The organism is Pseudoalteromonas sp. P80D2, assembly GCF_036680945.1.
GTDB classification, from domain to species: Bacteria; Pseudomonadota; Gammaproteobacteria; order Enterobacterales; family Alteromonadaceae; genus Pseudoalteromonas; species Pseudoalteromonas shioyasakiensis.
Genome location: NZ_JAZDAR010000016.1, coordinates 41,795 through 55,042, shown reverse-complemented (window position 1 = coordinate 55,042; position 13,248 = coordinate 41,795). Strand labels below are relative to the sequence as shown.

The window sequence follows — 13,248 nt, the reverse complement described above, 5'->3', positions numbered from 1 at the left end:
GCTTTCTTGTATTCTATGAACTACAATTATTTTAAAAAATAATGAGTAAAGCATGTTGCAGCTAGTCACAGATATCCGAAGACGATATCGCTGGGGGTTATTGGCGATTGCCATATTGATCTCTGTATCAGCCATTTTGATACAGAGCCTTTTGTATATCCAAAAGGGTGATGCCAAGGTTATCAATATTGCCGGTAAACAACGTATGCTGTCACAAAAAATTGCCTTGTATGGCAATGCACTCATTTATCATGAATCCGATCATTTTCAACAGCAACACCGAAGGCTATTGCAACAAGCGGTTGAGCAATTTATTGCAGGGCATCAATTTTTAATTCAGCAAGATGAGCAAGGTCACTATATTCATTTAAATGAGGCGCTTGAGGCCCATTATTTCTCGCCGCCGACCGCGTTAGATGAACATGTAAAGCGCTATGTGAGTAAAGCGCAGCAGCTATTAAACAATACCGATGATTTTGCCTATGTGGACCGCTCAACATTTGTTAGCAATCAGCTTGAAGCACTGCTCACAAAGCTAGACCAAGCGGTTAAGTTACTCGAGCAAAAATCAGTTCAAAAAGTCACATTTTTGGCGGTGCTAGAGTTATTGTTCTGGTTGCTCGCCATGACGTTATTAGCAATTGAGCTATTTTTCATTTTTAAACCTATGGAGAAACTGGTCACTAAAAATATTGCTAAGTACAAAGAACAAAAAGAGTTTGCTGAGCGTGTTAATAAAAATAAAGAGCGCTTTATTGCCCGTACCAGTCATGAATTTAGAACACCATTGCAAGGTTTAACCGCATCTATCGAAGCGCTCGATATCAGCGACAGTCAGCAACTGACTAAACAGCAGGCGCTTTATTGCGTTAACAGGCTGGTGGCTATGCTAGACGAATTAATGGACTTACAGCAGCTAACCTCGGGAGAATGGCAATTAAGTTTCACTAGCAGCAATTTGTTATCAACATTAAAGCAAGCTATCTCACCCTATGAATATGCCTGTAACGATAAAGGTATTACCTTGAGCGTGAACTTAGCTGACTCACTCGATAAAGAGGTGAGCACTGACCATGCAAGGTTGACGCAAATTGTTGCTGAAATCATTAACAATGCCGTTAAATTTACTCCAAGCCAAGGCCGTATTGCCGTTACCGCTGCATGCCAAGGTGAGCAGCACTTTGTAATTGAAATACAAGATAACGGTAAAGGCTTTGAAAAGCCGCCGACAGATTTACTTAGCTACGAAAATGACTCAGAGCAACACTTTCAAGGCTTAAAAACGGGGCTGCTTAGGGTTATGCACATTGTTAAAGCATTAAAAGGAGAAATCCAATTTCTTAATGCTGAGCCACAAGGTGTGAAAGTGTTAATTAATTTAGAACTAGAAAGCACGCCTAAATCAGCAATGCCAGCGCCGCTGCCGCAAGCATTACATTGTTTAATTGTTGAAGATAACCCGCTAAACGCCACCATTTTAGGGCGCATGGTTAGCCATTTAAATTACAGCTTTGATGTGGCGGAAAATGGTTTAATTGCCACAGATAAAGCCTCAGATAAGCATTACGATTTAATTTTTATGGATTTAAATATGCCAGTTATGGATGGCTTTAAAGCGATTGATATTATTCGTAATGAGCAGGGGCAACAGGTGCCAATTTTGGTGGTGACCGCCAATACATCGAATGAAGATTTGCAACGAGTATATGAGCTTGGAGCAAACTTGCACGTATATAAACCGATCACGCTGGATTCAGTGCAAAAAGCTCTCAGCATTTTATTTGCTGAGAGCTCACAGGGATAACCAAAGCGTTAAATTAGTTCGTTACTTTAATGTCGCCAACACCCACTTCGACTTCGATATCGTATTGGCCATTGCCACGATAGCTTGAATGCGAGCTAACCACTTTACGGCTAGTGTTACCGTCATTTTTTAAGCCGCGAATTTTAGTATCGCCCACACCGGTATCAAGCTCGATACGTTTGTAGTCATCAAGCGCGCTATCAATTCTTACCGCGCCCACACCAAGCTCAATCTCAACTGAATTACTTGCGTCGTTAATTTCAATATCGCCAACACCAAGTTCAACATCAATTGCCATCGATTTAGGCATTTTTACATGCCAGTTTTGTTGAATGTCGTCATTATCTAGTTTTAAGCTAAGTGAGCTGGCACTTTGCGAGTGGCTTAATTCAATATCTGATAAATCGACATCAGAGCTGAACCAGCTATTGTCATTTTTTGGTTCAATGCGAACCGTAACGACGACTTCGCTACCGTCATAGCTTTCGACTTCTAAGCTGCCCACCGGAAAATCAATATCAAGCTGGCTTGCGCCACTCACAGCAAAGTTATGATTTAGCTCACGAGAATCTTTTGCCATTGCGTATGTTGTTGTTAGTGCTAAGCCAATTGCTGCTACACAAAGTAATTTTTTCATTGTCTGTTTCCTGTTGATGACCTTTTATACCTTAGTCGCAGCTGTGTTCAAAAAAGGTTTAAACGATTTTTAATTTTTTATCGAATACGGTAACGTCAAGCTAACGGTAACTTAGAATGAGGATTCAAAGTGCAACAAGTGCAGTTGGTTAATGTTAAAGCTAGCCTAAAAGGGCTGGGCAATGACGTTTATTATTTAGATGATCTCAATATCAATGTATCGCCATTGCAGCAATGGGTTTTACTTGGTGCGAATGGGGCAGGTAAATCGGCGGTGGCAGCTGCCATTGCCGGTTTTGCGAAAATAGAAAAAGGCCAGTATGAGAATAGCTTTGAGCGTATAGCATTGGTTTCGCCAGACAGCCAAAAGCAGCTCCTTGCGGCTGAGCTAACTAAAGATCAAGATGATATTATTGATGGCGTTACGCCTTCGAGTACGGTTTATGAGTTAATTATTGCAGGTCGAGACGAGCAACAGCTTGATAGTGATTTGCTACAGCAGTTAATAAGCCTATTTGATTTTAGTGACAAACTTAGCAAGGCATTTCGCGATTTATCGACCGGTGAAACCCGCAAACTGATGTTGATTCAAGCCATAATAGGTCGACCAGATTTACTTGTGCTTGATGAGCCTTTTGATGGTTTAGATGTCACGGCAATGGCAGAGCTTAATCAGCTACTCGCAGAGCTTAGTAAAACAACAACCCTTATTTTTGTGCTCAATCGTTTAACTGAGATCCCTGACTTTGTTGATCATTACGCTTATGTTAAAGAGGGTCATGTCACAGAGCAATTAGCGAAGCCTAGACCCGAGCAGCGCGATGATTTACTCAAGCTATTGCATCTCACTCATACTCAGTTACAAATACCTGAGGCTGATATTGACCATCAAGCGCCTCCGCTCACGGATTCAATGCTGGTAAGACTCAATAACGCAGCAGTGAGTTATGGCGGCGAGGCTGTATTTGAAAAACTAAACTGGCAAATTAACCAAGGCGAACATTGGCAGTTAACAGGTAAAAATGGCTCAGGTAAAACCTGTTTGCTGAACCTTATCACGGGTGATAACCCGCAGTGTTACAACAACGATATCAAGGTGTTTGGCTATCAGCGCGGAAGCGGTGAGAGTATTTGGCAAATTAAACAGCACATTGGTTATATTTCTAACGCGCTGCATATGGATTATCGAGTGAGTATAACCGCGCTCAATACGGTTGTTTCGGGCTTTTATGACAGCATTGGTCTTTACCAAAAAGCCACCGATAAGCAACTTGCCATTGCCAAAAAGTGGTTAGCGTTATTAGGTTTAAGTGACAAACAAAGCAGTTCATTTAGCCAACTGTCTTTTGGTGATCAGCGTTTATTGTTGATTGCTCGGGCTATGGTTAAACACCCTAACTTATTGATCCTTGATGAGCCTTGCTTAGGCCTCGATGAAGCGAATAGGCAACGAGTATTATTACTAATAGAAAAAATCTGCGCTGCAGGCACCAGCACCGTGGTGTATGTTAATCACCACGCGAGTGACAAAATAGCCGGTATCAACAATTATTTAGAGATGGCAGATTTCACAAAAAAAGCGCCTTAAGGCGCTTTAAACGATTGAAATCATTTAGTTACGGGTAACGGTAAAACCCTTGTCTGTTAATTGCTTCAATAAGCCGTGTTGTTCGGGTAAGTGTAAAGCGCCCACTGCAATGAACAGCTTTTCTTTACCGATGCGAGTCGATAGTTGATTAACCCAATTGTTGTTACGGTCTATCAACATCACTTGCTCGCTTAGTTGACCATATTGAGAGTCATCAAAGCTTTCATTGTAAAACTGCGTAAGTGTTTTCATATCACCCGATTTCCAAGCCTTGATAAGACCAAAAAAGTAGGTATCTACGTCTGCAAGTTGCTCGAATGTTTCTTCGATCATCTTGTCATTCATAATTGCTAAGTGCTCAAACATTTCCATTTGGCGTTCAAGAGTTTCGAGCTCACCAATAGATATTTTATGTTCTTTAGCGTAAGCAAGTACTTGCTTGTCGATGCCGTATTGATCTGAAAAACCAACGTTTTGGAACTCCATCTGCATCATGGTGACCATCACCGCCCATGGTGCTAAATTCTTAAACATTGCAATATCAATTGATTTATCAGCAAAGTACTTTTGCAGTTTTGCATAGTTTTCTGGTGATAATTCTGATTGTAAGGTTTTGCCATTTTTCAGCATCATAAATGGTAATGAGCGACGCTGCATTTCCATTGGTGAAATGGCGCTGATATCCACCTCAACAATGACTTTATCTGAGTTATCGAGTGCTTTTGTTACCTTACTTGGCAAGCCTTTCATGCTGTTATCGCCAACATGCACGGTACCGAATAAATAAGAAGCAACGCCGTTTTTTTCTACTTTCCATAACCCCGGCTCTGCAAGTGCATATTGGCTAAAACCAAGTAGTAGCACCATAAAAAACAGGGCATTTATACGCTGGACGAATTTCATAACTTTCCTTTTCATAACGTGGTTATTTTCAATACTAAACTAATTTTTCTTTGAGGCGTTAAATTAAATCGGCTTTATGCAGAAAAATCACATCTAATTGCTAAAAATTAATCAATCATATAATGGCAAATAACGAGGTATGAAATTTCAATTTTTAATAAATAGTGAAATATAAATCTCTATATGTGAAATTGTTGAATATTTATTCCTTTAATTTTGCTTTTTAGCCTGTTTTTTGAATTGATTTTTATGTTGACTTACAGGCCCCAGCGCGGTACTAATAGAAAAAGACAGCGGGATGGCTAGATTTCCGCTACAAATGAACAGAATTTGGTTACAGATAAATGCTTACAAACAAACTTTCTCTAATTCTAATTAACGTCGTGGTGATTATTATTACCGCGGGGGCTAGTTAGTGCTTAGAGAAAAGTGAAGCATTTAAAAAGCCCCCCGCACTTAACAGTCCGGGGGGCTTTTTCGTTTTAAGGTTTGAGTCGCAGCAAATACACAATGTCACTGAGGAATGAGGATTTACGATGACAGGCGCAGAGTTAACAATCGATTTATTAGCCAAACATGGCGTTAAGGATGTTTTTGGATACCCAGGTGGTGCCATCATGCCTATTTACGACGCCTTGTACGGTGCGCCAGTCAAACATTATTTGACGCGTCATGAACAAGGAGCTGGTTTTGCAGCTGTAGGGTTTGCCCGCAGCACAGGTAAGTTAGGTGTGTGCTTTGCAACTTCAGGCCCTGGTGCGACTAACTTAATAACAGCCCTTGCTGATGCGATGATGGATTCAGTGCCGTTACTTGCAATCACAGGGCAAGTACCTACCGCAGCGATAGGCTCCGACGCCTTTCAGGAAGTGGATGTGTTAGGTATGTCGTTATCATGTACTAAACATAGTTACATGGTTGAAAGAGCTGAAGACTTAGCCGAAATACTACAAGAAGCCATCCACCTAGCGCAAAGCGGCCGCCCAGGCCCTGTATTAGTTGATATCCCAAAAGACATCCAAATGGCGCAAGTACCATTCCACCCTTGGTTAGCTGCCGAAGATCATTTACCAAAATTAGACGCAAACCAAGTTGCGATAGCCAATCAAATCTTAAGTGAAGCGCAGCGCCCTGTGGCGTATATCGGTGGTGGTGTACAGGCTGCTGATGCACAAAACGTGCTTATGCAGTTTTTAGAAAAAACTCACATGCCAGCAGTATCAACATTAAAAGCGCTAGGCAGCGTATTACCTGATTATGAATATGATTTGGGTATGCTAGGTATGCATGGTGGTAAAGCGGCTAACTTAGCAGTGCAAGAGTGTGATGTTTTGGTTTGTATCGGTGCTCGTTTTGACGACCGTGTTACTGGCAATTTAAGCAAGTTTGCCGCAAAAGCAAAAGTGATACACCTTGATATCGACGCGGCAGAGGTTGGTAAGCGTAAGCCTGCAAAAGCATCATTAGTCGCAGATTTAAAAACCTCATTACCGCAACTTGATTGTTTTGTAACGCCTGATGAGTGGTTAACGCACATCGAAAGCATGATGAAAGAACATGCATGGCGTTATGACTATCCGGGCGAGAAAGTATTTGCCCCTTATTTATTAAACCAGCTAAGCCAAAAAATGCCATCAACGGGTGTTGTGTGCTGTGATGTGGGTCAGCACCAAATGTGGGTGGCACAACACATGAAGTTTAGCCACCCAAGTAATCACTTAAGTAGTGGTGGTGCGGGTACCATGGGCTTTGGTTTACCGGCCGCTATCGGCGCTCAAGTTGCTCGTCCAAATGATTTTGTGATCACAGTGTCGGGTGATGGCTCAATCATGATGAACATTCAAGAACTAGCAACAATTCGCCGTAACAATCTGCCAGTTAAAATTCTAATCCTAGATAACCAGCGCTTAGGCATGGTACGTCAATGGCAGCAGCTATTTTTTGAAGGTCGTTATTCTGAAACAAACCTTTCAGATAATCCTGATTTTGTGCAGTTAGCAGCGGTGTTTGGCATTCCAGGTCAAACCATCACTAAAGCAGATGAAGTCGATGCTGCAGTTGATGCGTTAGTAAATAGTGAAGGCCCATACATTCTGCATGCCTGTATCGATGATAAAGAAAATGTATGGCCGCTTGTACCACCCGGTGCTGCCAATGATGAAATGATGACGGAGACAGTAAAATGAAACACACCCTAACGATTGCGCTAAAGAATCAAAGTGTCGCTGTAGAGCGCTTTTTACGCGTTGCACGTCATCGCGGCTTTGACCTAACAACCATGAATTTAGAAATGGCTGATGAAGCGTTTCACGTCACTATGACGGTAGACAGCGATAAGCCAATTTATCTACTAACATCACAATTGAATAAATTGGTTGATGTTAAACACGTTAATGTTGAAAACCAATTTCAACAACAAGCAATCTAGTAAAAAATCAACAGGTAACTAGAGCAATCAGATTGATGCTTTAGTGAGAAATAAATTAGGAATGAGGAAGTCAGTGGCATGCCACTGCAACAACTGAGGTAATTATGGCTAAATTAAGAAGTGCAACAACAACAGAAGGTCGCAAACGTGCAGGGGCGCGTGCTTTATGGCGTGCAACAGGGATGACAGATAAAGACTTCGGTAAGCCAATTATCGCTGTTGTTAACTCATATACTCAGTTTGTACCGGGCCATGTTCACCTTAACCAACTTAGTGAGCTAATGGCTGAAACTATCACCGAAGCCGGTGGTGTACCAAAAGAATTTAATACTATTGCAATCGACGATGGTATCGCGATGGGTCACGGCGGCATGCTTTATTCACTACCATCGCGTGACTTAATTGCTGACTCTGTGGAATACATGGTTAATGCACACTGTGCCGATGCTATGATCTGTATTTCTAACTGCGACAAAATCACCCCGGGGATGATGCTCGCAGCACTGCGTTTAAATATTCCGGTTATTTTCGTATCAGGTGGTCCAATGGAAGCGGGTAAAACACGCCTTGCTGATATCGACATTAAACTTGATTTAGTTGATGCCATGGTAAAAGGTGCTGATACCACAGTAAGCGATGAAGACTCTGAAAAAGTAGAGCGCTCTGCGTGTCCTACTTGTGGTTCATGTTCGGGTATGTTTACTGCCAACTCAATGAACTGCTTATTAGAAGCGATTGGTTTAGCACTGCCGGGTAACGGTACCACACTTGCTACGCATAAAGACCGTAAACAACTTTACGTTGAAGCAGGTGCGCGCATTGTTGATTTATGCCGTGAGTATTATCAAAAAGATAATGCAGCAGTATTACCACGTGCTATTGCTAATCGCACTGCCTTTATGAATGCAATGGTAGTTGATATTGCTATGGGGGGTTCATCAAATACGGTTTTACACTTATTAGCTGCAGCGCAAGAAGCGGGTGTTGATTTTGATATGTCGCACATCGATGAGCTTTCTCGCAAAACACCTTTCCTTTGTAAGGTGGCGCCTGCAACCAATAAATATCATATTGAAGATGTGCACCGTGCTGGTGGCATGATGGCAATTATTCGTGAATTAGGTAAGGCTGGCCTTGTCGATTTAACTGTTGATCATGTAGCAGGTCACACTATGGCCGAAATGGTGACTAAATGGGATGCCACCGATCCTAATAATGAAGTAGCGCAAAAATTCTATAAAGCAGGCCCTGCCGGTATCCGTACGACAAAAGCAATGAGCCAAGAATGCCGCTGGCCAGAACTTGATAATGACCGTGAAAACGGCTGTATTCGCAGTGTTGAAAATGCCTTTCGTCAAGATGGTGGCTTAGCTGTACTATCAGGTAACTTAGCCCTTGATGGCTGTATTGTTAAAAGTGCCGGTGTAGTTGAAGAAATGCTGCACTTTGAAGGCCCTGCGGTTGTATACGAATCACAAGATGATTCGGTAGAAGGTATTCTTAACGGCGAAGTGAAAGCGGGTGACGTTGTTGTAATTCGTTACGAAGGACCAAAAGGCGGCCCAGGCATGCAAGAAATGCTGTATCCAACGAGTTACTTAAAATCAATGGGCTTAGGTGAAAAGTGTGCGCTTATCACCGATGGTCGTTTCTCGGGTGGTACATCGGGTTTATCAATTGGTCACGTTTCACCAGAAGCAGCAAGTGGTGGTGCAATCGCTTATGTTGAAAATGGCGATAAAATAATCATTGATATCGCAACCCGTGAAATCACCCTAGCGCTGTCTGATGAAGAACTTGAAGCACGTAAACAAAAGCAACTTGCACGCGGTAAAGATGCTTATAAACCACTTGATCGTGACCGCTATGTTTCATCTGCACTTAAAGCCTATGCATTACTTGCAACCAGTGCAGACAAAGGAGCTGTTCGCGATTTAGCAAAACTTGAGGAGCTTAGTTAATTATGGTTTCTCAAGAGCTCGATTATTTTCGCGCTATCATCCAAGCAAACATGGAGCCCCTTGCAAAAGTCACTGAGGTCAGCGAAATGGCTGACCTTAGTGCACGGCTAGGCAACCATGTATGGCTAAAGCGTGAAGACCAACAACCGGTTTATTCATTTAAGCTTCGTGGTGCATTTCATAAACTGAGCAAGTTGCCAAAAGGTTCTGATGTGATCACAGCCTCAGCGGGTAACCATGCGCAAGGCGTTGCACTTAGTGCCTCATTTTTAGGCCATAAAGCAACGATTGTGATGCCAGTCACAACACCAGAAATTAAAGTGAATGCTGTACGTTCACTCGGTGGTGAAGTGGTATTGCACGGCCATCATTTTGATGCGGCAAAAGCCCATGCTTTAGAGCTGACAGAGCAGCGTAACGGGGTGTTTGTGCCACCGTTTGATGATCCTGATGTGATTGTTGGCCAAGGTACCGTTGCCCGTGAATTAATGCAGCAATTGAACGACCTTGATGCTGTTTTTATTCCTGTTGGCGGTGGTGGCTTACTGGCAGGTATGGCGGTGTACATTAAGTCGTTACGCCCTGATATTAAAGTCATTGGTGTTGAAGCTGACGAGAGTGCTTGCCTAAAAGCAGCGCTTGAAGCAGGCAAGCCTGTTGAGCTTGACCGTGTTGGCAGTTTTGCTGATGGTGTAGCCGTAAAAGTTATCGGCACAGAAACATTTCGTTTAGCGCAAAAGTTTTGTGATGAAGTGGTCACTGTAACGGGCGACGAAATCTGCGCCGCAATGCAAGATATCTTTGTTTCGACTCGTGCTATAGCGGAGCCTTCAGGGGCGCTATCAACAGCGGGCCTTAAAAAGTGGTGCCAACAAAATGGTGTTAAAGGCTTAAACGTAGCTGCGATTTTATCGGGTGCAAACTTAAACTTTGACCGCTTACGTTATGTTGCAGAGCGAACGGCACTTGGTGAAAAGAACGAAGCACTTCTTGCTGTGACTATTAAAGAAGAGAAGGGCAGCTTTAAGCAGTTTTGTAACTCATTAGGTGGCAGGGCTATCACCGAGTTTAATTACCGTTATGCAGGTCCTGGCGAAGCACAAATTTTTGTTGGTATTGCCTTAAGACAAGGGCAGCAAGAGCTTGATGAGTTAAAAGCGGCACTGACAGAAAACGACTACACATTTTGCGATCTATCAGATAACGAGCTGGCTAAATTGCATATTCGTTATATGGTGGGTGGTAAAGCGCCAGCTCAACTTCATGAGCGTTTATTACGCTTTGAGTTTCCTGAATACCCAGGCGCACTGGCACGATTCTTAGATACTCTTGGTAGTAATTGGAATATTACTTTATTCCATTACCGTAACCATGGTGGGGCAATTGGTAATGTGCTGGCGGCCTTTGCTATTGAACCGAGTGATTATGAAGTATTCAATGAGCATTTGAACCGTTTGGGATACAACGTTCAAGATGAAACAAACAATCCATGTTTCACCCAGTTCCTAACCAGCCAAGGTCAGGAGTTGAGCGCAGTGAAAGTGGCTAATTAGTTATAAAACCTGAATAAGGCTGCTAATTAGCAGCCTTGTTTTTTTCTCTATTTTTCCTATAGTTAATGCACGGTTTCAAGCAAGGATGATGCGTGCAAGGTATAAAAAGCCTATTAGGGTTAATCTGTTTAATGCTTTCTATGAGCGCACAGTGTGCTGATAAAGTTAGCTTACAATTAAAATGGACTCACCAGTTTCAATTTGCAGGCTATTATATGGCTGCTGAAAAAGGCTTTTATAAGGAAGCTGGCCTTGATGTCTATATTATTCCTGCTGATCCAAACCACCCAGATACCTTCCCTAAAGTACTAAGCGGTACAGCCGACTTTGCCATTACCCACTCAGGCATATTACAAAAGCGTCAGCAAGGCGCTCCGGTTGTTGCCCTTGGAGCCATACTGCAGTTTTCACCTTACTGCTGGATGGTAAAAAATAACTCAGATATTTTTCAGCCAAGAGACTTTGCTGGTAAAAAGCTAAGTAAAATCGGTTCAATAGAAAATGCTGAGTTACTGGTGATGTTACAGCGCGCAGGATTGAGCCTAGAAAGCTTGATGGCAGCTAGCCATGAAGGGGGTATTAAAGAGTGGCTTGCCGGTGATTTAGATGCGGTGCAAGTTTATGTCACCAATGAGCCTTATACGATGACATTACAAGGAGTCGGTCACCGACTTATTTGCCCGCAAAAGTTTGGTTTGAATGTGTATGGCGATATTTTATATACCTCTGAGCAGTTTTTAGCGAACAAGCCTGAGGTTGTTGAGCGCTTTTACCGTGCCAGCTTAAAAGGGTGGCGGTATGCCTTATTACACTTAGAAGAAAGCATCGATGTAACCAAGCAGCATTATGCCACCCATAAAAGCGTACAAGAGCTGGCCTATGAAGCCCATGTGTTAGCAAGCTACATTCAACCACCGGGGATTAATTTAGGCAATATGTCGATGGCAAAGTGGCGCTTGATTGCAGATTTATATGGCTTAGATCAGGATGAGTTTGATCAGGCCTTTGATGGCTTTATGTATGATCAACAGCAAACAGAAGGGTTTGAGCTATCTTGGATGCTGATCCTAGCCATCATTCTAAGTATTGCATGTGTGCCATTGTACATTCGTTTGATCAGCAGTAACCGACGTTAAATAAGATAAATCTGTTATACTGCTTTTTATTTCTTGTCGCTAAGTAGTTATGACACTTGCCGAGCACTTTGCTGCCTTAGATGCACTGCTATTTTCAACCCGCCAATACTGGCAATGTACCGCATTTGATTTTGATGATCTTCCTTGGCCTGAATTAGCCAACTTATTATGGGCGCTTGATGACCAACAAGTGAGTGAACTTGATGCCGATCAGCAGGCTTTATATCGTTATTTTACTGATGAAATCGAACACATCGAAAAGCTGGCTGAATTGTGTGAGTTGCCAGCGATAAGTGCTGCCCGAAATGAATTTCCGTTTTGGATAAGTAATGGCATTAAAGGCCGTAAGTTTGAGCAACTACAAGACTTTGTCGCGGCGATCAGTCAGCAGCCATTAAACCAGCCTGTTTTAGAATGGTGTGCTGGTAAAGGGCATTTAGGTCGCATGTTGGCATTCAATGGAGCACCACGTGTACATAGCATTGAGCTACAACAATACTTGTGCGACCAAGGTCAACACAGTGCTAAACAACAGCAATTGGCGATGCAGTTTACACAAGCTGATGTATTAACCGATGACACTGATGGCTTTTTTGAAAGCCAGCAGCATGCTGTTGCTTTACATGCTTGTGGTCGTTTGCATCAAACATTTATGCAGCAAGCAAGCAAAGCGAAAACCCAACAAATCAGTTTTTCACCGTGCTGTTATCATTTATTCACAGATAACGCCTATCAAGCAATGAGCGAGCCTGCCATGCAAAGCCAACTTGCGCTTACTCATCGCGATTTAAAACTGGCGCTGCAAGAAACGGTAACAGCACCGAGCCGAGTTGATAAGGTAAGAAAAACAGAGGTTGAATGGCGTCTTGGATTTGACGCGTTACGAAAATCACTGACCGGTGAAATGCACTATGTGAGTGTGCCATCAGTGAACAAAGCGATCTTCTCTGATTCGTTTAGCTCATTTTGTTTGTGGGCAGCTGAGAAAAAATCATTATATTTACCAGAAGGCATTGATTACAATAAATTTTTAGAGATAGGTAAAAAGCGCAAAAGGGTAACTGAGCGAGTTGAACTCGTCCGACATGTGTTCAGAAGGGCAATTGAAGTTTGGCTCGTGCTCGATCGTGCTTTATATTTGCAACAACAAGGGTATCAAGTAACAGTTAGTACGTTTTGCGAAAAGCAGCTGACACCAAGGAATATCTTGATCCAAGCTAATTATTAAATACCGTAAAG

Annotated in this window: 10 protein-coding genes; 8 read left to right on the top strand and 2 right to left on the bottom strand. The window is 42.5% G+C overall.

What is annotated here, in order from left to right:
• Positions 1–52: 52 nt before the first annotated feature.
• Entirely contained in the window at positions 53–1,804 is a 1,752-nt protein-coding gene (locus tag VRK28_RS00960; RefSeq protein ID WP_332393115.1) for a response regulator, read from the top strand.
• Positions 1,805–1,817: 13 nt separating this feature from the next.
• Here the strand turns inward: VRK28_RS00960 and VRK28_RS00955 are convergent, their stop codons facing one another.
• Entirely contained in the window at positions 1,818–2,441 is a 624-nt protein-coding gene (locus tag VRK28_RS00955; RefSeq protein WP_062566584.1) for a hypothetical protein, read from the bottom strand.
• 129 nt (positions 2,442–2,570) lie between these two features.
• Between VRK28_RS00955 and modF the strand changes: the two genes are divergently transcribed.
• The gene (gene modF, locus VRK28_RS00950; RefSeq protein ID WP_332393114.1) at positions 2,571–4,028 is read left to right on the top strand and encodes a molybdate ABC transporter ATP-binding protein ModF; all 1,458 of its coding nucleotides are present in this window, start codon (positions 2,571–2,573) and stop codon (positions 4,026–4,028) included.
• Positions 4,029–4,052: 24 nt separating this feature from the next.
• Here the strand turns inward: modF and VRK28_RS00945 are convergent, their stop codons facing one another.
• Positions 4,053–4,931, bottom strand: coding sequence for a TraB/GumN family protein (locus VRK28_RS00945; protein ID WP_332393113.1), 879 nt, complete (start codon positions 4,929–4,931; stop codon positions 4,053–4,055).
• Between the two features lie 536 nt (positions 4,932–5,467).
• Here VRK28_RS00945 and ilvG point away from each other — a divergent pair.
• The 6 genes from ilvG (at position 5,468) to VRK28_RS00915 (ending at position 13,237) form a co-directional block, all read left to right on the top strand.
• Positions 5,468–7,117 carry an acetolactate synthase 2 catalytic subunit gene (gene ilvG, locus VRK28_RS00940; RefSeq protein ID WP_332393112.1) on the top strand — a complete coding sequence of 550 codons (1,650 nt, stop codon included), beginning with the start codon at positions 5,468–5,470 and terminating at the stop codon, positions 7,115–7,117.
• Positions 7,114–7,359 carry an acetolactate synthase 2 small subunit gene (ilvM, locus tag VRK28_RS00935; RefSeq protein ID WP_054554110.1) on the top strand — a complete coding sequence of 82 codons (246 nt, stop codon included), beginning with the start codon at positions 7,114–7,116 and terminating at the stop codon, positions 7,357–7,359. The genes ilvG and ilvM overlap by 4 nt, the downstream gene beginning before the upstream one ends.
• Positions 7,360–7,463: 104 nt before the next feature.
• A complete protein-coding gene (gene ilvD / locus VRK28_RS00930; RefSeq protein ID WP_062566580.1) occupies positions 7,464–9,320 on the top strand; it encodes a dihydroxy-acid dehydratase in 1,857 nt (618 codons plus the stop codon).
• A 2-nt stretch (positions 9,321–9,322) separates the two neighbouring features.
• Positions 9,323–10,873, top strand: a complete 1,551-nt coding sequence (gene ilvA / locus VRK28_RS00925; protein ID WP_054561166.1) for a threonine ammonia-lyase, biosynthetic — start codon at positions 9,323–9,325, stop codon at positions 10,871–10,873.
• Positions 10,874–11,004: 131 nt separating this feature from the next.
• Positions 11,005–12,009 (top strand): ABC transporter substrate-binding protein, encoded by a 1,005-nt coding sequence (locus VRK28_RS00920; protein WP_332393121.1) that lies wholly within the window; start codon positions 11,005–11,007, stop codon positions 12,007–12,009.
• A 49-nt stretch (positions 12,010–12,058) separates the two neighbouring features.
• Positions 12,059–13,237, top strand: coding sequence for a methyltransferase (locus tag VRK28_RS00915; protein ID WP_332393111.1), 1,179 nt, complete (start codon positions 12,059–12,061; stop codon positions 13,235–13,237).
• Positions 13,238–13,248: the final 11 nt, after the last annotated feature.